The sequence below is a fragment of the Limnohabitans sp. Rim8 genome (genome assembly GCF_943326455.1).
GTDB lineage: Bacteria > Pseudomonadota > Gammaproteobacteria > Burkholderiales > Burkholderiaceae_C > Limnohabitans_A.
This window is the reverse complement of record NZ_CALPTI020000005.1, coordinates 1-23730: the sequence shown is the minus strand read 5'-3', so window position 1 is coordinate 23730 and position 23730 is coordinate 1. Positions and strand designations below refer to the sequence as shown.

17 protein-coding genes are annotated in these 23730 nt (G+C 60.8%); 8 read left to right on the top strand and 9 right to left on the bottom strand.

All coding sequences use genetic code 11. The annotated features are described in order from the left end of the window. Positions 1 to 76 precede the first annotated feature (76 nt). Complete coding sequence (locus Q1M54_RS04865) at positions 77 to 628, top strand: hypothetical protein (RefSeq protein ID WP_300554631.1); 552 nt, start codon at positions 77 to 79, stop codon at positions 626 to 628. A 64-nt stretch (positions 629 to 692) separates the two neighbouring features. On the opposite strand, the gene Q1M54_RS04860 is transcribed toward Q1M54_RS04865, so the two are convergent. Then, positions 693 to 2903: an OsmC domain/YcaO domain-containing protein gene (locus tag Q1M54_RS04860; RefSeq protein ID WP_300554628.1), complete on the bottom strand. Its 2211-nt coding sequence runs from the start codon at positions 2901 to 2903 to the stop codon at positions 693 to 695. Positions 2904 to 3140: 237 nt separating this feature from the next. On the opposite strand from Q1M54_RS04860, the gene Q1M54_RS04855 reads away from it, so the two are divergent. Together Q1M54_RS04855 and Q1M54_RS04850 are read left to right on the top strand one after the other, a co-directional pair. Beyond that, positions 3141 to 3437, top strand: a complete 297-nt coding sequence (locus Q1M54_RS04855; RefSeq protein ID WP_300554626.1) for a type II toxin-antitoxin system RelE/ParE family toxin — start codon at positions 3141 to 3143, stop codon at positions 3435 to 3437. A 6-nt stretch (positions 3438 to 3443) separates the two neighbouring features. Continuing rightward, complete coding sequence (locus Q1M54_RS04850) at positions 3444 to 3749, top strand: addiction module antidote protein (protein ID WP_300554623.1); 306 nt, start codon at positions 3444 to 3446, stop codon at positions 3747 to 3749. A 70-nt stretch (positions 3750 to 3819) separates the two neighbouring features. On the opposite strand, the gene hrpA is transcribed toward Q1M54_RS04850, so the two are convergent. Continuing rightward, the gene (gene hrpA, locus Q1M54_RS04845) at positions 3820 to 7779 is read right to left on the bottom strand and encodes an ATP-dependent RNA helicase HrpA (protein WP_300554620.1); all 3960 of its coding nucleotides are present in this window, start codon (positions 7777 to 7779) and stop codon (positions 3820 to 3822) included. Between the two features lie 89 nt (positions 7780 to 7868). Here hrpA and argA point away from each other — a divergent pair, with 89 nt between their 5' ends. Continuing rightward, on the top strand, positions 7869 to 9215 hold the full coding sequence (gene argA, locus Q1M54_RS04840; RefSeq protein WP_300554619.1) for an amino-acid N-acetyltransferase: 1347 nt from the start codon (positions 7869 to 7871) through the stop codon (positions 9213 to 9215). A 1-nt stretch (position 9216) separates the two neighbouring features. On the opposite strand, the gene Q1M54_RS04835 is transcribed toward argA, so the two are convergent. Beyond that, positions 9217 to 9714 carry a disulfide bond formation protein B gene (locus tag Q1M54_RS04835; protein ID WP_300554616.1) on the bottom strand — a complete coding sequence of 166 codons (498 nt, stop codon included), beginning with the start codon at positions 9712 to 9714 and terminating at the stop codon, positions 9217 to 9219. An 85-nt stretch (positions 9715 to 9799) separates the two neighbouring features. After that, positions 9800 to 10576, bottom strand: a complete 777-nt coding sequence (locus tag Q1M54_RS04830) for a ferredoxin--NADP reductase (protein WP_300554613.1) — start codon at positions 10574 to 10576, stop codon at positions 9800 to 9802. 200 nt (positions 10577 to 10776) lie between these two features. Between Q1M54_RS04830 and Q1M54_RS04825 the strand changes: the two genes are divergently transcribed. The 3 genes from Q1M54_RS04825 to Q1M54_RS04815 all read left to right on the top strand — a co-directional run bounded on the left by Q1M54_RS04825 (position 10777) and on the right by Q1M54_RS04815 (position 13966). Continuing rightward, positions 10777 to 11052 (top strand): oxidative damage protection protein, encoded by a 276-nt coding sequence (locus Q1M54_RS04825; protein ID WP_300554610.1) that lies wholly within the window; start codon positions 10777 to 10779, stop codon positions 11050 to 11052. 36 nt (positions 11053 to 11088) lie between these two features. Further along, complete coding sequence (gene mnmC, locus Q1M54_RS04820) at positions 11089 to 12270, top strand: FAD-dependent 5-carboxymethylaminomethyl-2-thiouridine(34) oxidoreductase MnmC (protein ID WP_300554607.1); 1182 nt, start codon at positions 11089 to 11091, stop codon at positions 12268 to 12270. A gap of 82 nt (positions 12271 to 12352) precedes the next feature. Continuing rightward, positions 12353 to 13966 (top strand): FMN-binding glutamate synthase family protein, encoded by a 1614-nt coding sequence (locus tag Q1M54_RS04815; protein WP_300554605.1) that lies wholly within the window; start codon positions 12353 to 12355, stop codon positions 13964 to 13966. 4 nt (positions 13967 to 13970) lie between these two features. Here Q1M54_RS04815 and Q1M54_RS04810 read toward each other — a convergent pair whose 3' ends face one another. Further along, positions 13971 to 15170: an ABC transporter substrate-binding protein gene (locus tag Q1M54_RS04810; protein ID WP_300554603.1), complete on the bottom strand. Its 1200-nt coding sequence runs from the start codon at positions 15168 to 15170 to the stop codon at positions 13971 to 13973. Positions 15171 to 15269: 99 nt separating this feature from the next. Then, positions 15270 to 16466, bottom strand: coding sequence for a pyridoxal phosphate-dependent aminotransferase (locus Q1M54_RS04805; RefSeq protein ID WP_300554600.1), 1197 nt, complete (start codon positions 16464 to 16466; stop codon positions 15270 to 15272). 134 nt (positions 16467 to 16600) lie between these two features. On the opposite strand from Q1M54_RS04805, the gene Q1M54_RS04800 reads away from it, so the two are divergent. Next, positions 16601 to 16867, top strand: a complete 267-nt coding sequence (locus Q1M54_RS04800; protein ID WP_300554597.1) for a hypothetical protein — start codon at positions 16601 to 16603, stop codon at positions 16865 to 16867. A gap of 39 nt (positions 16868 to 16906) precedes the next feature. Here Q1M54_RS04800 and recD read toward each other — a convergent pair whose 3' ends face one another. The 3 genes from recD to Q1M54_RS04785 are packed head-to-tail and all read right to left on the bottom strand — an operon-like array spanning position 16907 to position 23624. After that, positions 16907 to 18979 carry an exodeoxyribonuclease V subunit alpha gene (gene recD / locus Q1M54_RS04795; protein ID WP_300554595.1) on the bottom strand — a complete coding sequence of 691 codons (2073 nt, stop codon included), beginning with the start codon at positions 18977 to 18979 and terminating at the stop codon, positions 16907 to 16909. Further along, positions 18979 to 22656, bottom strand: coding sequence for an exodeoxyribonuclease V subunit beta (recB, locus tag Q1M54_RS04790; RefSeq protein WP_300554593.1), 3678 nt, complete (start codon positions 22654 to 22656; stop codon positions 18979 to 18981). The genes recD and recB overlap by 1 nt, the downstream gene beginning before the upstream one ends. Then, positions 22653 to 23624: a hypothetical protein gene (locus Q1M54_RS04785; RefSeq protein ID WP_300554591.1), complete on the bottom strand. Its 972-nt coding sequence runs from the start codon at positions 23622 to 23624 to the stop codon at positions 22653 to 22655. The genes recB and Q1M54_RS04785 overlap by 4 nt, the downstream gene beginning before the upstream one ends. Between the last annotated feature and the right edge of the window lie 106 nt (positions 23625 to 23730).

Genomic DNA, 23730 nt, shown 5'->3' with positions numbered 1-23730 from the left:
TTGGTGCGGTGAGGCACTGAAACCCAAGGGCGGTTCGTGCGTCAATAGGTTCTCTTTATTTCCCTAGGAACCATTCATGCAAAAAATCAAACTCTTCGCTGCGGCCGTTTTGTGCGCCAGCTTGATCCCCTTGTCTTCGGCCTATGCCCAAGGCATGAGCAAAGGCGAACTCAAGACCCACAAAGCACGCATCAGCGAGGAATACAAAGCCGACAAAGAGGCTTGCCATGCACACGCCGGCAACGCCAAAGACATTTGTGAGCAGGAAGCCAAGGGCAAAGAAAAAGTGGCTCGCGCCGAAATGGCCCATCAACACAGCGGCAAAGCGGCTGACCGCAACCATGTCATGGTGACCCAAGCCAAGGCGGCCTACTTGGTCGCCAAAGAGCGCTGCGACGACTTGGCAGGCAACGCCAAAGATGTGTGCGTGAAAGAAGCGAAAGCGGTCGAGAAAAAAGCCTTGGCCGATATCGGTATGGGCCAACACATGGGTCAAGCCAAAAATAAGGCGGCTTCAGAAAAGCTGGAGGCCGATTACAAAGTGGCCCTTGAAAAATGCAACGCCTTGGCAGGCGACACCAAGACCAGTTGCGTAGCCGCGGCCAAAGTAACATTCGGTAAAAACTGATCTTTTAACAAAGACAAAACGGCGCTGAAAAGCGCCGTTTTTGATGGGCAAGCGCTTGGTGGATTTAAACCATTGCCTGATTCGCCGCCACACGCGCCCGCGCCGCGTGTAGTTTTTTGTAGCTGTCGAGCAAGCGCTGGTGCCGGTCCAGCGTTTCGAGCTTGAGGCTCGTGGGCGTGAGGCCATGAAAGCGCACACTACCGTTCACCGAACCAATGGCCGCATCCATGCGCTCTTGGCCAAACATGCGACGGAAGTTCACCACGTAGTCTTCTAGGGCTAAATCCTCGCCAAGCGTCACTTCCAGCACCACGTTCAAGGCTTGGTAAAACAAGCGGCGCTCTAAGGTGTTGTCGTTGTATTGCAGGAAAGCGCCCACCAACTCATGGGCTTCTTCACACTGCTGCAAAGCCAGGTGAATCAGCAGCTTGAGCTCCATCACCGTCAACTGGCCCCACACCGTGTTGTCGTCGAACTCGATACCGATCAGCGTGGCGATGTCGAGGTAGTCGTCCAGCTCGTTGTTCTCCAAGCGGCCCTGCAATGCCGCCAAGGCTTCGTCGTCCAAGCGGTGCAGGTTCAGCACATCGGCGCGGAACAGCAAGGCCTTGTTGGTGTTGTCCCAAATCAGGTCGTCGACCGGGTAGACCTCGGAATAGCCGGGCACCAAGATGCGGCAAGCGGTGGCGCCGAGTTGGTCATGCACCGTCACATAAGCCTCTTTGCCCATGGCCTGCAAGATGCCGAACAGCGTGGCGGCCTCTTGGGCGGTGGCATTTTCGCCCTTGCCGGCTAAGTCCCACTCCACAAATTCATATTCCGATTGCGCGCTGAAAAACCGCCACGACACGATGCCGCTGGAGTCGATGAAGTGCTCCACAAAGTTGTTGGGCTCGGTCACCGCGTTACTGATGAAAGTGGGCGCGGGCAAGTCGTTGAGCCCTTCAAAACTGCGGCCCTGCAGCAACTCGGTCAGGCTGCGCTCCAAAGCCACTTCAAGACAAGGGTGTGCACCAAAGGACGCGAACACACCGCCCGTGCGCGGGTTCATCAGGGTCACGCACATCACCGGGTACACACCGCCGAGCGACGCGTCTTTGACCAAGACCGGAAAGCCCTGCGCTTCCAAGGCCTCAATGCCGGCCACGATGCCGGGGTACTTGGCGAGCACTTCCGGCGGCACGTCGGGCAAGGCCATTTCACCTTCGATGATCTCGCGCTTGACAGCCCGCTCAAAAATTTCCGACAGGCACTGCACCTGCGCTTCGGCCAGGGTGTTGCCCGCGCTCATGCCGTTGCTCACGAACAGGTTTTCCACCAGGTTGGATGGAAAGTAGATCACCTCACCATCGGACTGGCGCACATAGGGCAGCGCACAAATGCCGCGCGAGGGGTTGCCCGAGTTGGTGTCGAACAGGTGAGAGGCCTTGAGCTCGCCATCGGGGTTGTAGATGCTCAAGGAATGCGCGTCCAACAGACCTTTGGGCAGCGCGTCGCGCTTGCCCGGCTGGAACCAGCGCTCGCGGGGGTCGTGCACGAAGTCGGCCTGCGCGATGTCTTCGCCAAAAAACACGCCCGCGTAAAAGTGGTTGTTGTTCAGCCGCTCGATGTATTCGCCCAGCGCCGAGGCCAAGGCGCTCTCTTTGGTTGAACCCTTGCCGTTGGTGAAACACATGGGCGAATGCGCATCGCGGATGTGCAGCGACCACACATTGGGCACCAGGTTGCGCCACGACGCGATCTCGATCTTGATGCCCAGATTGGCCAACACCGCCGTCATGTTGGCGATGGTTTGCTCCAGCGGCAAGTCCTTGCCTGCAATGCGGGTCTGCGACTGCGCATCAGGGCTCAGGGAGAGCAAGGCCTGCGCGTCGGCGTCCAGGTTGTCCACCGCTTCAACGATGAAAGTCGGGCCCGCTTGGATCGCCTTTTTGACCGTGCAGCGGTCAATCGACCGCAAAATGCCCAAGCGGTCTTTGTCGGACATGTCGGCTGGCAATTCCACCTGAATCTTGATGGTCTGCAGGTAGCGGTTGTCGGGGTCCACGATGTTGTTTTGCGACAGGCGAATGTGTTCGGTAGAGATGCCGCGCGTTTCGCAATACAGCTTTACAAAATACGCCGCACACAAGGCCGAAGACGCCAAGAAATAATCGAACGGCCCCGGCGCCGAGCCATCGCCTTTGTAGCGAATCGGCTGATCGGCCAGCACGGTGAAGTCGTCAAACTTGGCCTCCAGGCGCAGTTTGTCGAGAAAGTTGACTTTGATTTCCATGCTGAGGTTCCGGGGAATAGGTGCGCCCCAGCGAAAGATAAGCGGCTGGGAAGGTGAATAACGGTGGGTAGTTTGCCTGAGCGTGGCACCCGAGCGGTTTTTACTCAAATTAAACCCGCCTAAATAATTGAAAAATTATTACCAAATAATCTATTTCTTCAGATCAATCAGTGACTACTCTTAGGTTACTAACGCATCCGCCACACTTGCAGAGTGTGAACAACTGATTACAATCACATGTACACGATCAAACGTATGCCCGAGTTTGATGAGTGGCTGGCCAGCCTGAGGGATGGCGTGACACGCATTCGACTGACCCGACGGCTCGAAAAAGTCCAGCGGGGTTTGTTAGGCGATGTGGCACCAGTAGGCGAAGGCGTCAGTGAAATACGGGAGTTCTTTGGGCCCGGCTGGCGCATGTATTACGTCGAGCGAGACGGCATGCTGATCGTGATGCTGGGCGGTGGAGACAAGTCCACGCAGTCTGACGACATCACCCGCGCCATTGAATTGAGCCGAACCATCACGGAGTAATTGAACATGACCCCAAAAATCAAAGCCGCTGACCTGCCCGACTTCGACATGGCCGAATACCTCAAGACCGATGAGGACGTGGCCAACTACTTAACGCTGGTGCTGGAAGAAAACGATCCAGCCGAGCTGACCCACGCGCTGGGCACCATTGCCCGCGCACGCGGCATGACCGAAGTGGCCCGAGCCTCAGGCCTGACGCGCGAGGCACTCTACAAAGCCCTACGCCCCACATCGCACCCACGCTTTGACACGATTGCCCGCGTGTGCACCGCGCTGGGGGTGAAGCTGGTGGCGCAGCCGATGCAGGCTTGAGTCGCGACACACCAAACGCCCAGGCACCTTCGGGTGCTTTTTCATTGACGGACGTCATCACAAACTCGCTTCAATGATTCAACTGCCCCCAAGCCTTATCAAGCCTTTTGATACTGACCGGCTGCGGGGTGCGCAACTCTTGTGCGAAGAAGCTCACGCGCAGTTCTTCCAATAGCCAGCGAAACTCCAGCATGCGGGCGTCTTGTGCGCCTTTGCGTTCGGCCACAAGGCGCCAGTAGCGTTGCTCTTGCGGTTTCAGCTCTGCGAGACGCTGGGCGTCACGGGCGGGATCGGCGCGGTATTTATCGAGGCGCAAGGTGATGGCCTTGAGGTAGCGGGCGCAGTGCTGCAGCTGCAGCCACGAGGTGACAGCCATGAAATTTTTAGGCATCAGACGTTGCAGTTGCTGGGTGCAGTCTGCGGTGGCATCCGGCGCATTTTTGGTGTCCTTGATCTTGCGGGTGGCCGCGCCAAACTCCAGCAAGATGGTGCCCGCCAGCCGGGCCACTTCGTTGGCAATCAAGGTCAGGCGCCCACGGCCTTCTTCGATGCGGCGCTTGAAGGTGGTTTCGTCGTTGGGCAGCGGGTCCAACAAAAAGGCCCGATCCAGCGCCACATCGATGATTTGGGTTTTCAGCTCGTCGGCGGTGCCCAGCGGCATGTAGGCCACGGCCATCTTTTGCAGGTCGGGGATGTTTTTCTCAAGGTACTTGAGCGCGTCTTTGATTTGCAGCGCAAACAGGCGGCGCAGGCCTGCTCGGTTTTTACTGGCGGCCACGTCGGGCTCGTCAAAGACTTCGATGGTGACGGCGTCTTGCACGTCCACCAGCGCAGGGAAGCCAATCAGGGTCTGGCCGCCTTTGCTGATTTCCATCAACTCGGGGAGTTCGCCGAAGGTCCAGGTGGTGTAACGCTGGGGGGCCAAAGGCTTGGAAGCGGTTGGCTTTTCACCACGCAGTTGATTGTCGCGCCCACTTGCATCCGACTTGGACAAATTGGGGTCTGACCCCAATTTTTCCAATTTTTTTGACTCCGTGCTTTGGGTGGATTGAGGCCCTGCTGCATGCGCTGCCGCCACTTTGAGCTGCGCCAGCGCCTGAAACGCGCCACGCGCTTTGGCACCCAGCTCGCCTTTGAGCGCGCCCAGGTTGCGGCCCATGCCCAGCTGGCGGCCGTGCTCGTCCACCACCAGCAGGTTCATGAACAGGTGCGGGCTGAGCATCTCGTGTTTGAAGTCGGTGCGCTTGATGTCCAGGCTGGTTTCATCGCGCACTTTTTTGAGCAGCACGTCGGTCAGGGACCCGGCACCAAACAGCTCGGGCACGGACAGCTCGGCGGCCAGGCGCGTGGCCGATTCGGGCAGCGGCACAAAACGGCTGCGGGGGCGCTGGGGCAGACTTTTGAGCAGGGCCTGAATTTTGTCCTTGAGCAGACCGGGCACCAACCACTCGCAGCGGTCCTCGCTCACTTGGTTCAGCACGAACAAGGGCACGGTGACGGTGACGCCGTCTCGGGCGTCGCCCGGCTGGTGAAGGTACACCGCCGTGCAATCGGTGCCGCCCAAACGAATTTGTTTGGGAAAAGCCTGCGTGGTGATGCCTGCCGCCTCGTGGCGCATCAGCTCTTCGCGGGTCAACAGCAGCAAGCGCGGCTGCTTGGCGCTCACGGCCCGGTACCAGTCTTCCAGCAGGCGGCCGCTGCACACTTCGGGCGGAATCTGCTGGTCGTAAAAAGCGTAGATCAGTTCGTCGTCCACCAGCACGTCTTGGCGGCGCGACTTGTGCTCCAGCTCTTCGACCTTGGCGATCATCTTGTGGTTGGCGGCCAGGAAGGGCAGCTTGGTCTCCCACTGGTCGCCCACCAAGGCTTCGCGGATGAAAATCTCGCGTGCGCCGTGCAGGTCCACCCGGCTGTAGGCCGTACGCCGCCCGCTGTAGACCATCAGGCCATAGAGCGTGGCGCGCTCCAGCGCCACCACTTCGGCGGACTTCTTTTCCCAATGCGGGTCGAGCACTTGCTTCTTGAGCAAATGCGCGCCGACTTGCTCCAGCCACTGCGGCTCGATCGCGGCAATGCCCCGGCCAAACAGGCGCGTGGTTTCCACCAGTTCGGCCACCACAATCCAACGGCCTGGCTTTTTGCTCAGGTGCGCACCGGGGTGTTTGTGAAACTTGATGCCGCGTGCGCCCAGATAGGCTTCTTCGTCTTCGAGTTTGTAGCCCACGTTGCCCAACAAACCCGACAACATGGACAGATGCAGTTGCTCATAGCTCGCAGGCTGCGTGTTGATGCGCCACTTGTGCTCAGTCACCACCGTGAGCAGTTGGGTGTGCGTGTCACGCCATTCGCGCACGCGGCGAATGTTGATGAAGTTCTGGCGCAGCAGTTGCTCATATTGGCGGTTGCTCAACTTGTGCTGCGGCGCTTCTTGCGCAGGCGAATTTAATTGGGATCTGACCCCAATTGATTTCGTGGGGCCGCCTCGGGCGTCGTGAATCCACTTCCACAGTTTCAGGTAGCCGGTGAACTCGCTTTTGTCATCGTCAAATTTGGCGTGTTGCTGGTCGGCCTGGGCTTGCGCGTCCATGGGGCGGTCTCGCACGTCTTGCACGCTCATGGCGCTGGCGATCACCAGCACTTCGTCGAGCGCGTTGCGGTGGCGCGCTTCCAAAATCATGCGGCCCACCCGCGGGTCCAGCGGCAGGCGGGCCAGCTCTTGGCCAATCGGGGTGAGTTCGTTGTCGTCATTGACCGCGCCCAGCTCGGCCAGCAATTGGTAGCCGTCGGTGATGGCACGCTTGGACGGCGCTTCAATGAACGGAAAGTCTTCCACAATGCCCAGATGCAGGCTCTTCATGCGCAAGATCACGCCGGCCAAGGACGATCGCAAGATTTCGGGGTCGGTGAAGCGCGGGCGGCCTGCAAAGTCTTTGTCGTCGTACAGGCGGATGCAAATGCCATTGGCCACCCGGCCGCAGCGACCCGCACGTTGGTTGGCCGCCGCTTGGCTGATGGGTTCGACCATCAGTTGCTCGACCTTGCTGCGCAGGCTGTAGCGCTTGACGCGGGCGGTGCCGGCATCGATCACGTAACGGATGCCGGGCACCGTGAGTGACGTTTCAGCCACGTTGGTGGCCAGTACGATGCGGCGGCCATTCGATGCTTCAAAAATCTGGTCTTGCTCGGCCTGCGACAAACGCGCAAACAGCGGCAGAACCTCGGCGCCTCGCGTCAGGGGTTGATGCGCCAAGTGCTTACGCAGGTGGTCGGCGGCTTCGCGGATCTCGCGCTCGCCGGGCAAAAAGATCAGGATATCGCCCCCTGCCCCGCCTTGCCAGAGTTCGTCCACGGCATCGGCCATGGCCTCGTTCAGGCCATAGTCCCGGGTCTCTTCAAACGGACGGTAGCGCTGCTCCACCGGAAAGGTGCGGCCTGACACCATGATGACCGGGGCCGGGCCGTTGCGCGACGCAAAGTGTTTGGCAAAGCGGTCGGCGTCAATCGTGGCTGAGGTCACCACGATTTTGAGGTCTGGGCGGCGCGGCAGGATCTGGCGCAGGTAGCCCAGCAAGAAGTCGATGTTCAGGCTGCGTTCGTGCGCCTCGTCGATGATGATCGTGTCATAGGCCTGCAGCAGCGGATCGGTCTGGGTTTCGGCCAGCAAGATGCCGTCGGTCATGAGCTTGACCGAGGCGTTTTTGCTCAAACGGTCCTGAAACCGCACCTTGAAACCCACCACATCGCCCAGCGGCGTCTTGAGTTCTTCGGCAATCCGTTTGGCCACCGAGCTGGCCGCAATGCGCCGGGGCTGGGTGTGTCCGATCATGCGCGCCCGCTCGCCAGGCTTGGCGTTCAACTTACCGCGCCCCAGCATCAGTGCAATCTTGGGCAGCTGCGTGGTCTTGCCCGAACCAGTTTCACCGCAGACGATGATGACCTGGTGCTGGTCCATGGCAGCCATGATTTCGTCACGGCGGGCCGAGACCGGCAGGCCTTCGGGGAAGTCGATTTGGAGGGGGGTGTCAGACAAAGCGGAAACTTCTGTGAAAATCAAGCCAAGAACAGCCCGGGATTATCCCCGGCCCGGCACTCTGCCCCATTCGCCGTACCTGATTGCCCATGTCCACAGTTTTCAACTTCACCTTCGTGCCCTGGTTCCGGTCGGTGGCGCCTTACATCCACATGCACCGGGGCAAGACCTTTGTGGTGGGCATCGCGGGCGAGGCCATTGCGGCGGGCAAGCTGCAAAACCTGGCGCAAGACTTGGCGCTGATCCAGAGCATGGGCGTGAAAATCGTGCTGGTCCACGGCTTTCGTCCGCAGGTGAATGAACAGCTGGCGGCCAAGGGCCACACACCCCAATACTCGCATGGCATCCGCATCACCGACAGCGTCGCTTTGGACTGCGCCCAAGAGGCAGCAGGCCAGTTGCGCTACGAAATTGAAGCCGCTTTCAGCCAGGGCCTGCCCAACACGCCCATGGCGGGCTCCACCGTGCGGGTGTTGTCAGGCAACTTCATCACCGCCCGGCCCGTGGGCATTGTGGACGGCGTGGATTTCATCCACTCGGGCCTGGTGCGCAAGGTGGACGTAGACGGCATCATGCGCACACTGGACATGGGTGCCATGGTTTTGCTCTCGCCATTTGGGTTTTCGCCCACGGGCGAGGCCTTCAACCTGGCCATGGAAGAAGTGGCCACCAGCGTAGCGGCCGAGTTGCAGGCCGACAAGCTGATTTTTGTGACCGAAGTGCCAGGCATTCGCATTGAGCCGCACGCCCCCGCCAGCGACGACAACCCCATTGACACCGAACTGCCGCTGGCCGCTGCCAAGCAGTTGCTGGCCTCGCTGCCCCAGCCTACCGAGCCGACCGACATCGGCTTCTATTTGCAACACTGCGTGAAGGCTTGCGAAGAAGGCGTGGAGCGCTCCCACATCCTGCCCTTTGCGGTGGACGGCGCTTTGCTGCTGGAGGTGTATGTCCACGACGGCATCGGCACCATGGTGATCGATGAAAAACTGGAAGAACTGCGCGAAGCCACTTCGGACGATGTGGGCGGTATCTTGCAACTGATCGAGCCGTTTGAGAAAGACGGCACCCTGGTCAAACGCGACCGCACCGAGATCGAACGTGACATTGACCACTACACCATCCTTGACCACGATGGCGTGATCTTTGCCTGTGCCGCTCTTTACCCCTACCCCGAGGCCAAAACGGCCGAGATGGCGGCACTCACTGTGTCACCCCAGTCACAAGGTCAGGGCGATGGCGAGAAGGTGCTCAAGCGCATCGAGCAACGCGCCCGCGCCATGGGGGTCAAAAGCATTTTTGTGCTGACCACCCGAACCATGCACTGGTTCATCAAACGCGGCTTCGCTCAGGTGGACCCTGACTGGTTGCCTGAGGCGCGCAAACGCAAATACAACTGGGACCGCAAAAGTCAGGTGTTGGTCAAAAAGCTTTGATTCAGCGATGGCGAAGCGTTTGAACGGCGATCCACAAAGCGGCCAGTGCAAACACCACGAAAGCCGCGAATGACCAGTTGGCGATCGAGCCGCCCAAGAAAGTCCAGTCGATCTTGCTGCAGTCTCCGCTGCCTTTGAAGATCATGGGAATGGCACGGTTGAGGGGAAAGTTTTCAACCATGCCGTAAAAGTCGCGTCCGCAGTTGACCACCTCGGGCGGGTACCACTGCAACCAACTTTGGCGAGCAGCGGTGAATCCGCCAAAGCCCGCTGCCAGCGCCAGCAAAACGCCAGACACAGCCAGCCCCCTGCCGCGCAAGCGCCAACCCACCAAGGCCAGCAGTACCACCCCGATCAAGGCGTAACGCTGCACTATGCACATGGGGCAAGGGTTCAGCCCCACAACATGCTGCAAATACAGGCCAAACACCAGCATACCGATGCCCGACAAAGCGATCAGCAACATCCAGCGCTGAGGGGTTACAGAAGGCAGGTTCATGGGTACTTTTTGAATAACAACAGGGGCATTTTGCCCCTGTTTTCATGAATAGCTTGGAGCGCTGGCAGACAAAGCCCCGAAGGACTCAGGATTCGGCAAATGCCCGCTCAATGACGAAAGCACCGGGCGTGCTGGTGTTGCCTTCTTTGAGGCCACGCTCTTCGCAAATGCGTTTGAGGTCTTTGAGCATTTCGGGCGATCCGCAAATCATCACGCGGTCGGTCTCTGGGTTGAGGGTGGGCAGACCCAAGTCACCAAACAACTTGCCGTTTTCGATGAGATCGGTCACGCGGCCTTGGTTTTTGTAGGGCTCGCGGGTCACGGTGGGGTAGTACAGCAGCTGCTGGCTGACCATCTCGCCCAAGAACTCATGGGCGGGCAGGACTTGGGTGATGTAGTCGTGGTAAGCCAGTTCATTGACCTGGCGCACACCATGGACCAGGATGACTTTTTCAAAACGGTCATAAGTCTCCGGGTCGCGGATGATGCTCATGAAGGGGGCCAAACCCGTGCCTGTGCCCATCAGGTACAGGTTTTTACCGGGCAGCAAGTAATCAATGAGCAAAGTGCCGGTGGGTTTGCGGCCCACGATGATGGTGTCGCCCACCTGGATGTGCTGCAACTTGGAGGTCAAGGGGCCGTCAGGCACCTTGATGCTCAAAAACTCTAGATGCTCTTCATAGTTGGCGCTGGCAATCGAGTAAGCACGCAGCAGCGGTTTGCCGTTGTCGCCGCGCAGGCCAATCATGGTGAAGTGGCCGTTTGAAAAGCGCAGGGCCTGGTCGCGGGTGGTGGTGAAACTGAACAGGCGGTCGGTCCAGTGGTGGACACTCAAAACGCGTTCTTCAAGAAAAGCACTCATTTGGTATTGTTGTGTGTTGGGAGACAAGAGACCCAAAGCCCCGGGGGGATGCTGAAAGCTTGCTACATTTACGGCCTGCAAGACCACACGAAAAGCGCAACAGGCCGCATTGTCGTGTGATCGGCTTTCAACTGGAAATACTGAAATTCTATATCCGTATAACCAGCGCTTCTTTAGACAGATCAAGGCTCGACAACACCATGGCACGCACCGTTCAATGCATCAAACTCGGCAAAGAAGCTGAGGGTCTGGATTTTCCGCCCTATCCCGGCGATTTGGGCAAGCGCATTTGGGAGGGCGTGAGCAAACAAGCTTGGGCCGACTGGCTCAAGCACCAGACCATGCTGGTCAATGAAAACCGCCTGAACCTGGCCGATCTGCGTGCTCGCCAGTACCTGGCCCGCCAGATGGAAAACCACTTTTTTGGCGATGGCGCCGATGCTGCCCAAGGCTACGTCCCCCCAGCAGCCAGTTGATCATTTCCCGGTCTTCTCACTTTCAATTTTGAACCTTTGAACCGCCCAGCCGAAGCTCGCCAAGCACTGGTCATCGGTGCAGGCTTGTCCGGCTCTGCGGTGGCCTACAGCTTGGCCCAAAGGGGCTGGTCGGTCACGGTACTCGATCGGGCCTCAGGCCTTGGGGCTGGCGCTTCGGGCTTGCCTGTGGGTTTGGCGGCGCCCCACGTCTCGCCCGATGACAACGTCTTGTCACGCATCACGCGCGCAGGTGTCGAGGCCACATTGCAGCGCGTCCAAACGCTGCTGAAAGCTGGCACCGACTGGGCCATGACGGGTGTTTTAGAGCACAGCCTGGCGGGCAAACGCCGCTTGCCTACCAACGCATCTGATCACCACAGCAGTCCGGCCAGCGCCGCCCAAATTGCCGCAGCAGGACTGTCCCCGGGCACTCCCGCCATTTGGCATGCACATGCGGGCTGGATTCGGCCCCGACGACTGGTGGCCGCGCAACTGGAAACAACGGGTGTGCATGTGCGCTGGGGCCAAGATGTGCACGCCATCGAGCGTGAAGGCGAGTTGTGGACCGTGACCGATGCCCAAGGCCAAACTCTGGCTCAATCCCGTTTTTTGGTGGTGGCCAGCGCCTTTGACAGTTTGGCTTTGCTGCGGCCCCTGCCCGGCTTTGCGGTGCCACTCAACCCTTTGCGCGGACAGATCAGCTACGGGCTGATGTCCGATTTAAAGGCCGACTTGGGCGCTTACTCCAACCCAGTTCACGCCCCATCTGCCTTGCCGCCTTTCCCTGTCAACGGCCACGGCAGCTTCATCAGCGGTGTGCCCACGCCAAAGGGCCTGCTTGGCTGGTACATCGGTTCAACCTTTGAGCGCAACTGCGAGCAAGCCCCTGTGCGCACCGAAGACCATGCTGCCAACCAAGAGCGTTTGGCCACCCTGCTGCCCAACTTGGGTCAAGCCATGGCCGGTCAATTTGGGCCGGATCGGGTGATGGGCTGGGCCGGTCTGCGCTGCACCTTGCCCAACCGCCTGCCTGCGGTGGGGCCCATTGACCCACTGCGCCTGCCGGGGCTTTGGATCAGCGCTGGCATGGGCGCGCGCGGCATCAGTTTGGCTGTGCTGTGCGGTGAACTCACGGCCACTTGGATGAGTCACGAGCCTTTGCCATTGCCTCCGGGCTTGGTCAAGCATTTGGCGGCAGAGCGGTACGCGATGGGCTAGATTTAACAAAATCACCAAAAACTACTAGGATGGAACTTTCCAGCACCTTTTGTGGTGGTGGTTTCAACCAGGAGAGCCGCTCATGGCCCGTCAATCTCTCTCCCGCTACTTGCCATGGTTAGTCACTGCCCCGTTGACCTTGATGGTTTGGCCCCTATCGCCTTGGGCCAGCGCAGTTTTCGGCGTGTTGTTTGTTTTGGGTTGGCTGGACTTCAGGCAAACCAAACAGGCCGTGCGCCGCAACTACCCCCTGACAGGTCGCCTGCGTTACGCACTGGAATACATCCGGCCCGAGTTGCGACAGTATTTTTTGGAAAACGATGAGGAAAAGCTCCCGTTTTCGCGCAACCAAAGGGCCATGGTATACGCCCGTTCCAAAGTCGAAAACGACAAACGCGGTTTTGGCAGCATCAAAGACATGTACAGCCCTGGCACCGAGTGGATTGCCCATTCTTTACAGCCCGTGCAACCCGACCCGGCCACATTCAGGGTGAGGGTCGGCGAAGGCCAATGCACGCAAGCCTATGACTTGTCTCTGTTCAACATCTCAGGCATGAGCTTTGGAGCACTGTCGCCCAACGCCGTGAAAGCCCTGAACCGGGGTGCCGCCCTGGGCGGCTTTGCGCACGACACGGGCGAAGGCAGCATCTCTAGCCACCACCGCGAACACGGCGGCGATCTGATCTGGCAAATCGCCTCGGGTTACTTTGGTTGCCGCACGCCAGACGGGCATTTTGACCCCGAGCGCTTTACGCAGCAGGCCCAATCGCCGCAGGTCAAGATGATCGAAGTCAAGCTGTCGCAAGGGGCCAAACCCGGCCACGGCGGCGTACTGCCCAAGGCCAAAGTCAGCCCAGAGATTGCCGAGGCCCGAGGCGTGCCTATGGGCCAAGACTGCGTGTCGCCGGCCCGCCACTCGGCCTTTTCGACCCCCATCGAATTGTTGAATTTCGTCACCCAATTGCGCCAGCTGTCTGGCGGAAAACCGGTGGGCATCAAGCTGTGTGTGGGCCATCCAGCCGAATGGTTCTCTATCGTCAAAGCCATGCTGGTCACGGGTCAAACACCCGATTTCATTGTGGTCGATGGGGCTGAAGGCGGTACTGGCGCGGCCCCGATTGAGTTTGCCGACCATGTGGGCATGCCGCTGCGAGACGGGCTGCGCTTGGTTCACAACAGCTTGGTGGGCGCGGGTCTGCGGGAGCGCATCAAGATTGGTGCTTCGGGCAAAGTGATCTCGGCTTTTGACATTGCACGCTGCTTGGCGCTGGGAGCCGATTGGTGCAATTCGGCGCGGGGCTTCATGTTTGCACTGGGCTGTATTCAGTCACGCAGTTGCCATACCGACCATTGCCCCACGGGCGTCGCCACACAAGACCCGGTGCGTCAGCGCGCCATTGTGGTGACAGACAAAGCAGAACGGGTGTTTTATTTCCATGCCAACACGATGCATGCGCTGGCAGACTTGGTTGGCGCTGCGGGTTTGAAACGACCCGGCGACATCACGCCGCACCACCTGATGGTGCGACACCCCCATGGCAATGCGAAATCGCTGGCTGCCAGCATTGAGACGCTGGGGGCCGGCGCGTTGTTGTCATCCGAAAACCCCAACAACACGGCCGACACATTGCCCAACCTTTTTGCTGAGTTTTGGCCCACCAGCTCAGCCAATCACTGGGGCGTGTCTCCAGCCTGAAGTTTTACTTCATGGCTTCTGCAGGTCGGCGCGAACGCACGTAAGCATCTGTGGGCAAGTGGTTTTTGCCATCGGCATAGCGCCACTGCACCATGGTGCCCTTGCCACCCCGCAAATCGAGCTTGCCCACGTAAGCCCCCATGGTGGACTGCTGGTCAATCGCGCGGAATTCAGCCGGGCCGAAAGGCGTGCTGAATTTGAGGCCGCGCATGGCGATGACCAATTTTTCGTTGTCCAAGCTGCCGGCTTTTTTGATGCCCGCAAAAATCGCCTGCATGGTGGCGTAACCGACCACCGAACCCAATTTGGGGTTCTCGCTGAACTTGCGGTAATAGTTGGCAGCAAAGCTGGCGTGTTCACGGGTGTCAATCTGGTCCCAAGGGTAGCCGGTCACGATCCAGCCCTTGGGGGTTTCGTCTTTCAGCACTTCCAGGTACTCGGGCTCACCCGAGAGCATGGACACCACCGGTGTCTTGGGGAAAACATTGCGCTGGTTGCCTTCGCGCACCAACCTGGCCAAGTCGGCGCCAAAAGTGACGTTGAAGACCGCATCGGGCTTGGCGGCCATGGTGGCGGTCAACGTGCTGCCCGCATCGATTTTGCCCAGCGCAGGCCATTGCTCGCTCACAAACTCGACATCGGGGCGCTTGGCCTTGAGCAGCTCTTTGAAGCTGGCCACCGAACTTTGGCCATATTCGTAATTGGGTGCGATCGTGGCCCAACGCTTGGCAGGCAACTTGGCAGCCTCTTCAACCAGCATGGCCGCTTGCATGTAGGTGCTGGCACGCAGGCGGAAGGTGTAGCGGTTGCCTTTTTCCCAAACGATGGCGTCGGTCAAAGGCTCGCTGGCGATGAACAATCGCTTGTTTTTGACCGCATGGTCGGCCAATGCCAAGCCTACGTTGGACAAAAAGCCACCCGCCAAAATATCGACCTTTTCTTTTGACGTCAGTTCAATCGCATGGCGCAGTGCTTCGTCAGGCTTGCCAGCATCGTCACGGGCGATCACTTCGACCTTGCGCCCCAGTAAGCCGCCCTGTGCATTGATTTCTTCTACCGCCAACTGCCAGCCTTGCCGATAGGGCTGAGTGAATTGGGGCATGGACGAGTAACTGTTGATTTCACCAATCTTGATGGGTGTTTGGGCCACAACGGGCGCAGCAGCAGCGGCGAACAACAAACCGAGGGCAATGAGGCGATTCATGGGGATTTCCAAGGCTCAAGAGAAAAATACTGACTGTACCAGCGCCCCAAAAACTTGTCGCTTGGGGGACATAAGCCCCCACCTTGGATCACGGCCCTTTTATCGGGGTGCTGGGTTATTGGCCAACCAAATCGCCAAGCGCTCAACGCCCTGCTGTAAACGCGCCAAGTCTTTGGATGCGAAGCACCAACGCAGCCAACCTGCGGCTTCGGAGGCAAAAGCCTCGCCGGGAGCCAGGCCCAGCCCAGCTTCGGCCACCAAGCGTTTGGCAGTCTGGACCGAATCGGGATGCCCTTCAAGCCTGAAAAATGCGTACATGCCGCCCCGGGCGGGCGCGACTTGCACGCCAGGCACGGCTAGCAAGAGGGGCACCAGGGTGTCGCGACAGGTTTTGAGGTGGGCCACCACGCGTGGCGTGATGTCGGCGGTGTTTTGCAGCGCCACCACCCCCGCCTTTTGGGTGAACACCGATGCGCACGAAGTGTTGAACTCGATCAGCTTGCCCATGTGCGGGGTCATGGCAGCAGGCATGACCAGCCAGCCCAGACGCCAGCCGGTCATCAAAAAGCTCTTGGAAAAGCTGTGCACCACCACCAAACGGTCCTCGGGTTCGGCCACATCCAAAAACGACGGGGCACAGCCGTTGGCGGTGTCGGTTTCGTAATACAAGCGCTCGTACACCTCGTCGGCCAGCACCCAGGTGCCGGTGCTGCGGCAATGCGCCAGCATCTCAGCTTGCTCTGCGCGGCTGAGTGTCCAGCCCGTGGGGTTGTTGGGCGAGTTGACGATGAGCAGTCGGGTGGCTGGCGTGATCGCAGCCTTGAGCACGGCCATGTCGAGCTGCCATTGCCCATTCACAGGGCGCAGCGACACGCACTTCAAATTGGCGCCCATCACCAGCGCTTGCGCCGTGAGGTTGGGCCAAACGGGTGTCACGGCAACCACTTCATCGCCCGCGTCAATCAGGGCTTGCGCGGCCAACATCAAGGCATTCACGCCGCCCGAGGTGATGGCGAGACGCTCCACGCCAATGGGTCCGTGCAGGGCCGACATGTAATCGGACACGGCCTGACGCAACTCGGGCAAACCCAGGTTGTGCGAGTAAAAGGTCTCGCCTTTTTGCATGGAATCGATGGCGGCTTGGCGCACGATGTCGGGCGTCACTTCGTCAGATTCGCCAAACCAAAAGGCCAGTACATCGGGGCGGCCCATGCCCGCATTGGCGACCTCGCGGATGCGGGACTCTTCCAGGTCCATGACAGCCTGGCGCATGAATGGGGCGGTGTTTTTGCTCATGCCAGCATCCTAATGCTTGACGCATTCTGAACGAGTCACCTCTTGCACATGATTCCATCTTGACGGCGCAGGTGCTTGCAGATGTGCCAGGCTTGCCTATGATGCGTAGGACAACACAAGTCAGGGAGAACAGCATGAAGACTCGGCATTTAGCGTCGACGCTCACCAGCGTGTGTTTAGGTCTTGGATTGCTGGCGACCTTGCCAGCCAGCTGGGCAACGGACAACTTCACAGCCGTGAGCGCCACAGACAAACCCGCCAAAAAACCGAAACAAGCCAAAGCCCCCAAGCCGCCCACCCACAAAGGTTCGGCAGAAAACAAGTCTGAGCGCGAAAAACGCCTGATTCGCGAATGCCGGGGCCGACCCAATGCTGGGGCGTGCGAAGGCTATGCCAGCTGAAGGCGTCAAGGACCTTTTTTCAGCGCTGCCCGCGATGGACTAGACCCACCAATGCGCCAAGCCACTGGCGCGCACGCTGGGGCGCTCAATGGCTGCTTCGAGCAAACCGGCCTCGGCCTCGACCAAAGTGAACTGCTGGCGGGCCCGAGTGATGCCGGTGTAGACCAACTCTCGACTGAGCACCTCGGCGCCGCCCGGGGGCAGCACCAACGCGGTGTGCTCAAACTCCGAGCCCTGGCTTTTGTGCACGGTCATGGCAAACGCGGTGTCAACCTGGGCCAAGCGCATGACGCTCACCGAGCGCAAGGCTTCACCGTCCAAAAACCAGACCTTGGGCTTGCCTTCGGTGTTCGGCAACACCACGCCCACGTCGCCATTGAAGACGCCCAGCTGCGCGTCGTTGCGCGTGACCATGACAGGCCGCCCCTCGTACCACTCGCCCTGGATGCGCAGCAAGCCCGCATCGGCCAAGGCTTTTTGTACCGCCACATTCAGCGCTTGCGTGCCCCAGTCGCCTTGGTGCACGGCGCACAAAATGCGAAACCGCTCAAAGGCCTTGAGCACACTGCTGACCCAGCTGGCGTGCGCTTCAGCCCCCTGCCCTGCCGGTCCGGTTTGCATGAGGTGCAAATAGTTGGCGTAAGAAGGCTTGCCCGCTGCGCCCAGCGCCAAGGCCCACACAGCTTGGGGGCTGCCCGGCTGGAGAGCCAGCACCGGCGAGGCTGCCGAGTTGTCTGAGCCACCCAAGCAGGCGCGTGCCGCCGCCGCATCGCCCCGGTTCACCGCCAGCGCCAGCTGGCCAATCGCGCCTTTGAAACGACGGCTTTGGCGCAGCATCACGGTTTGCTGGGCCAGCACGGGGGCCAGATCGGTCACCACAAATTGGGATGCCAGCGTCTGACCCGCTACGCGCTGCACAAACTGCGCCGTGGCCGCGCTGTAGCGGCCCGCTGCAGCGTCTTGGCACAAATCGCCCAGCACCGCACCGGCTTCGACCGAGGCGAGCTGATCCTTGTCGCCCAACAGCACCAAGCGCGCCGTGGATGGCAAGGCCTTCAACAGAGCGTCCATCATTTCCAAATGCACCATCGAGGCTTCATCCACGATCAGCACATCCACGTCGAGCGGGTTGGCCGCGTGGTGGCGAAACTGGCGTGTGTCGGGCCGTGCGCCCAGCAGCGAATGCAGCGTTCGCGCCGGACCCATGCGGGCGATCAGTGCAGCCAAGTCCAGTCCCGAATCCTTAGGCATGGTCAAGCGGGTCAAGGCATCGTCGATCGATTGCTTCAGGCGCGCCGCCGCCTTGCCGGTGGGCGCGGCCAGCGCCACACGCAGCGGGCTGCCATCGGGGTGCAGCGCCAGCAGCAGCGCCAGAAAACGGGCGGCGGTGTAGGTCTTGCCGGTGCCAGGCCCACCCGTGATGACCGACAGCCGCGCGCGCAGTGCCACGGCACAAGCCGCTTTCTGCCAGTCGATGGCGGCGGACTCTTCGGGCTTGGGCGCAAAGAAGCGGTCCAGCCATTCGCGTGCCGCTGCTTCGTGAACGGGCCATGACTCGCTGGCACGCTGCAGCAGGCTCTGGCCCACGCGCTGCTCATAGCCCGCATAACGGCGCAAATACAAAAGTGGCGCATCGGCAGATCCGCCCAACACCAGCGGCTGGCCATGGTCGGGGGCATCGGCCAAGCGCACACAGGCGCTGGGTGGTTGAGCCTGTAAAACCTGCCGCCAATCGGCCAGCGTGGCAGGCAGGTGCGCCCACAAAGCCTTCAGGCCCTGCGCACCGTCCACCGCAGCCGCAGGCCAGCCCAGCAAGGCCACGGGCGGCTGGCACAAATCGGCCAAGGCCAGGCAGGTGTGGCCACGCCCTTCCATCTGGGCGAGCACGGCCGCAGCCACCAGCAAAGGCGCAGATACACCGGTATCTAGGCGAATCACTTGCGCGGCGAAAGCGCTGTCGATGTGGCGCAGCAGGCCTTGGCCGGTCCACAGGTTCAACCACTGCAAGGTCTGCGCAGCGGTCAGGCCTTGGGCAGGCAAGTCCTTGAGCCAATCCATTTGCGAGGCGGAGGCGGGCACGGGCGCGGTGCGTGAGATTTTTTTCAAGTTCATCACGCCACCTCGGCATTCAACATGGCGTCCAGACCGTCGAGCAGCGCCAAAGGCGCAGGCAAGGTGCAGCAGCCACCCGCAGGCCCGTCGATGCCGCGCAAAAACAAGTACACCGCGCCGCCCAACTGCTGCGCCGGGTCGTAGGCATCACCTAGGCGGGCGCGCAACAGTCTGTGCAACGCCAGCATGTACAGCGCAGCTTGGACATCGTAACGGTGCTGGGCCATGGCCGCATCCAAGGCCTGTGCTGTGTAGGCAGCGTCATCAGGCCCCAAATGATTCGATTTGTAGTCGAGCACCCAGTAACGGCCTTGGTGCTCGAACACCAGATCGGCAAAGCCCATCAGCATACCGTGCAGCTGCGCGTCGGGCAGCTGTGGGCGGCTCACGCCGAGCAACAGGTGCTGCTGGCACAAGGCATCGACTTGGCGTGCATGCAGGCGCTCGGCGGGCAGCCAGAACTCCATCTCGGGCAACAGATCACCCAGCGCGTTCAGCGGCGCGTTCGGCCCGCGCAAAGGCTGAGCCACCACACGGCTGAGCCACTGCAGCACGTCGTCGGCTTGGGCCGGGTAACCGGCGTTTTCGCAGCGGTATTTCAAGCGCTCGGCCTTGGCTGCATCGATAGCATAGCCATCGGCCGCAAGCCATTCGAGTTGGTCATGTAAAAAATTGCCCGCCGTAGGGCCTTTGGCAAAACCGTGCCACGGAGCCAAAGCACCAGGGCTGGCCACCCAGGCCGTGGGGGGGGCCGCATCTTCAAGGGGTTCGTCGTCTGCGGGACGCGGCGGGTTCAGGTGCAGCACCAAAGGCGCCAGGGTTTGCGAAGACAGGTCGCGCGTCAAGCGAGAAAAACTCGCGATGGTCCACGACTTGTCGATGCGGGCGGTGCAAACCAGCGCTTCTCGCAGTGCGGTGGTCTGCAGGGGCTTGTGCCACAGCGTCAACGGCACCACTTCAGGAGCAAGCTCTAGTTGCACAAACAAGGCCTTGCCTGCCCCATCGGTTTTCAGCGCTTGCAGCTTCGCCAGCCAATCGGCGGGTTCAAGCGACTGACCGTTTCCGAGCAAATGACCAGACGCACTGAAGTGGTTGCGGCACTTGTCACTGTTTCCCATTTTGACCGCGCTCCAACCCACCCACAGCGCGTGACGTGCCCGCGTGAGCGCCACGTACCACAGGCGCAGGTCTTCACGCAGGCGATCTTGGTCCGCGAGTTTGGAGTCGTCCTTGTCAAAGTCCAGCGTCCAGTGGCGTTCACCCTCGCCCTCACCACCCGCCAACTGCAGCACGGCGGCTTTGTCGGCCGTGACCACGCGGTGGCTGTGCGCAAAGGGCAAGCACACCACCGGGTACTCCAGGCCCTTGCTGGCGTGGATGGTGATGACCTTGACCAGATCCTCGTCGCTTTCGAGCCGCACGGTTTGCTCTTCGCCACCGCTGGCATGGCCCGACTGCGCTTCTTCCATCTGCTGGGCCAACCAACGGATCAAGGCCTGCTCGCCTTCGATCTGGCCGCTGGCCGTTTGCAACAATTCAGCCAGGTGCAGCACATTGGTCAGACGCCGCTCGCCGTCGGGCTCACCGCGCCAGCGCCCCGCCAGCTGCAGCACATGCAGCGACTGGCGCAGCATGGCCAGCACGCCCTGGCTTAGCCAGGTCTGGTGCAGCTCGCGCATTTGCTCAGCGCGCATGTCCAACAATTCGTCTTGCGTGGCCAAGTCATAAAGCTCGGTCAGCGACAGGCCCACCGTGCGGGTGCCCAATGCAGCGCGCAGTCGGCGCATGTCTTGTGGCTCGGCCACGCCGCGCAGCCACAGACAAAGGTCTTGCGCCTCGTCGCTGGCGAACACCGAGTCGCGGTCCGACAAATACACCGAAGCCACACCGCGCACACGCAGCGCATCGCGCACGGCCGCGGCCTCTTTGCCGGTGCGCACCAGCACAGCGATGTCTTTGGGTTGCAAGGGTTTGTCGCCGTTTTGTGCATCCGCAAAACGCGCGTGTGAATCGCTCAGCCAGGCCACGATTTGCTCGGCGCACAAGGCCGACAGGTGCGCCTGCGCATCGCGTTGGCTGCGCAAAATGGCGTCGTGCACCACGGTCATGGCTTGCACATCGCCCGCGCTCGTCCTGAACACTTCAGGGCGGCCCTTCGCCCCCACCGGCTGGAACGGCAACGGATCTTGATCGTCTAGCTTGTAGCCAAAGGCGTCTGGCGAAATGTCGAACCAGCGGTTGATCACAGCCACCACCGCTTGGGTGGAGCGGAAGTTGGTGCCCAGCACATGGTGGCGGCCAGCGGTGGCGCGGCGTGCAGCCAAGTAGCTGTGGATATCCGCACCCCGAAAACCATAGATGGATTGCTTGGGGTCACCAATGAGCAGCAGCGCGATGTCTGGCAGGTTGTCGGCCGTGCGGTAGATCCGGTCAAAGATGCGGAACTGCAGCGGCGAGGTGTCTTGGAACTCGTCGATCATCGCCACCGGAAACTGCTCGCGCAGACGCTGCGCCAAGCGCTCGCCCGATTCGGGGTCGGCCAGTGCAACATCCAGCCGCTGCAGCATGTCGGCAAAGCCAAACAGCCCGCCGCGCCGCTTGAGCTCGGCCATGCGCTGCAGCACATGGGTGCGGGCGTGCAGGCGGGCGACTTGGGCCGGTTCGGGTAAGGCATTCAAAGCCGCTTGCAGGTCGGCGTACGCCTGGCTTTCGGGGGGCAAATCCACAGGCGCTTCACCAGGCTTACGGCATTCGACCAGGCCTTGAGGCGTGAAGCGTGCCCAGCCGGCTTTCATGGTTTTTTCCAAGCGCTTACCGTCTTCTGGCCCTTGCGCCCACTCTTTGAGCACGGCCAGCCACTCGGCACATTTTTTGTATGTCAGTTTCCGGCCATCCCAGCTCGACTTGTGATGCGCCAACTGCGCCTCGATCCAACCCAATAAATTGTCGGACTTCTCGTTCCAGCCCTGTTTGAGCGCCTGCAGTTGTGCGTCGCGCTCGGCCATGGCCGCGCCGAACACCTGCGCCAGCGTGCCGGGTGCGGCATCGTCCAGCGGCACGGCCATCAGGGCGCGCATGTCTTGTTCAAGCGCGGGCACATCGCGCCACACGTTCAGCACCTTTGTCACCAGGGCTGTACCCATGGGGTATAGCTGCTGACGCCAGTAGTCCTGCACCGCTTCGAGGCGCAGCGCGGCTTCGTCGCCGACCAGGTTTTCTTCAAACAGACTGCCGCTGTCGAACGCGTGTTCGCGCAGCATGCGCTGGCACCAGGCGTCGATGGTGTACACGGCCGCATCGTCCATGGCCTGCGCCGCCAGCGCCAAGCGGTGGGCGGCTTGTTCGCGGGGCTCTCCTTCGGGGTATTCGTCCTTCAGTTGTCGCAAGAAGTCATCGTCGGTTTCGGCCATGCCCCGGAACACCTGCGCGGCCTCGGTCAATCGGGCGCGGATGCGGTCAGACAGCTCACGGGTAGCGGCGCGGGTGAAGGTCATCACCAGCACGTCTTGCGGCAGCATGGGGCGAACAGGTGCGGTACCGTCTTGGCCGTGGCCCAGCACCAAGCGCACATACAAAGCGGCAATGGTCCAGGTCTTGCCTGTGCCAGCGCTGGCCTCGATCAGGTGGCTGCCGCGCAGGGGAAAGGTGTGCGCATTGAGGGCGTGGGGGATGCTCATGCCAGCTCTCCCTCTTCGCTGTCTTGGGCCACATCCGGCAAGGCCTCGATCTCGGCTTGCTCGGCCCAGGCCTTCAAGGGGGCGTAAACGGTTTGGACAAGGCAATCGAACTTGCCCGTGGCCAGCAAGTCCTCTACCGTGGCATAGGTACGGGCCAGTGCCGGGTCTTTGTCTTTTTCGGCGCGTTTGAAGTCAATGCCCTCATAGGCATCGGCCAGCGCGTTGATGTTGTCTTTGTCTTTGAGCCACTGCAGCGCCACACCGGGCGGCAACGGCAGCGGCCAACGCATGCCTTCGGCCCAAACGGCCAACAGCTCGGTCAATTGGACACGGGCGGCTTGTGGATCTTGCTCGGCCATGCGCAGCACGGCGTTGCGGCCCACCACCACGCACTTCAAGGGCTGGTCCATGGCGGCTGCGGCCAGCGACAGCAGCCAAATGTCGATCAGCTTTTCTGGGTGGGCCTGTGGCTTTTGGGTCTTGAAGCTGGCCAGATCGCTGGCGCGCAGGTGCAAGGACATCTGACTTCCCTCGCCTTCCAGCACATCACCCAGCGCGTCTTGCAAGGCCACTTGGGAATGCGACATGTCCACCAAAAGGCGTTCGGCTGCATGGGGGTAAGCCTGCCGCTCGTGCAGCGCTGCGCCCAGCATGGCCTGCAGGCGGTCTCTCAGATTTTCTGCGGCGAGTGCCCCCACGCCCGCCAGTGGCAAGGCGCCGGCCTGGCGCAGGCGCTTAACCACCTTCTGCACATGCGCGGGCAAGGTGTCAGCGTTCAGCGCGATGGGGACGTGCGCCAGTTCGTGGTCGATCAGTTGATACAGATCCAGGCCCGCCAGTCCAAACAGTTCCTCGTCGTGCAGTTCGCTGCGCTCGCCCTCCAGATGCACTTGCAGGCGTTCGCGGAAAAACGCGCCCACAGGTTTGCGCAAAAAGCGGGCGAGTTGGGCGAGCGTGATGACCGGCACGCCATTAGCGGATTCCAGCGGCGGCAACAAGGCAACCGATGACCCGGTAGAAGCGGTCTCCGACCGCGATTATGTTTCGGGTGATCCATAGCGGTCGGAGACCGCT

Excerpts from the sequence above, each read along its gene's own strand:
- Q1M54_RS04865 (WP_300554631.1), top strand. The coding sequence starts at position 77 with ATGCAAAAAATCAAACTCTTCGCTGCGGCCGTTTTGTGCGCCAGCTTG.
- Q1M54_RS04860 (WP_300554628.1), bottom strand. The coding sequence starts at position 2,903 with ATGGAAATCAAAGTCAACTTTCTCGACAAACTGCGCCTGGAGGCCAAG.
- Q1M54_RS04855 (WP_300554626.1), top strand. The coding sequence starts at position 3,141 with ATGTACACGATCAAACGTATGCCCGAGTTTGATGAGTGGCTGGCCAGC.
- Q1M54_RS04850 (WP_300554623.1), top strand. The coding sequence starts at position 3,444 with ATGACCCCAAAAATCAAAGCCGCTGACCTGCCCGACTTCGACATGGCC.
- argA (WP_300554619.1), top strand. The coding sequence starts at position 7,869 with ATGTCCACAGTTTTCAACTTCACCTTCGTGCCCTGGTTCCGGTCGGTG.
- Q1M54_RS04835 (WP_300554616.1), bottom strand. The coding sequence starts at position 9,714 with ATGAACCTGCCTTCTGTAACCCCTCAGCGCTGGATGTTGCTGATCGCT.
- Q1M54_RS04830 (WP_300554613.1), bottom strand. The coding sequence starts at position 10,576 with ATGAGTGCTTTTCTTGAAGAACGCGTTTTGAGTGTCCACCACTGGACC.
- Q1M54_RS04825 (WP_300554610.1), top strand. The coding sequence starts at position 10,777 with ATGGCACGCACCGTTCAATGCATCAAACTCGGCAAAGAAGCTGAGGGT.
- Q1M54_RS04815 (WP_300554605.1), top strand. The coding sequence starts at position 12,353 with ATGGCCCGTCAATCTCTCTCCCGCTACTTGCCATGGTTAGTCACTGCC.
- Q1M54_RS04810 (WP_300554603.1), bottom strand. The coding sequence starts at position 15,170 with ATGAATCGCCTCATTGCCCTCGGTTTGTTGTTCGCCGCTGCTGCTGCG.
- Q1M54_RS04805 (WP_300554600.1), bottom strand. The coding sequence starts at position 16,466 with ATGAGCAAAAACACCGCCCCATTCATGCGCCAGGCTGTCATGGACCTG.
- Q1M54_RS04800 (WP_300554597.1), top strand. The coding sequence starts at position 16,601 with ATGAAGACTCGGCATTTAGCGTCGACGCTCACCAGCGTGTGTTTAGGT.
- recD (WP_300554595.1), bottom strand. The coding sequence starts at position 18,979 with ATGAACTTGAAAAAAATCTCACGCACCGCGCCCGTGCCCGCCTCCGCC.
- recB (WP_300554593.1), bottom strand. The coding sequence starts at position 22,656 with ATGAGCATCCCCCACGCCCTCAATGCGCACACCTTTCCCCTGCGCGGC.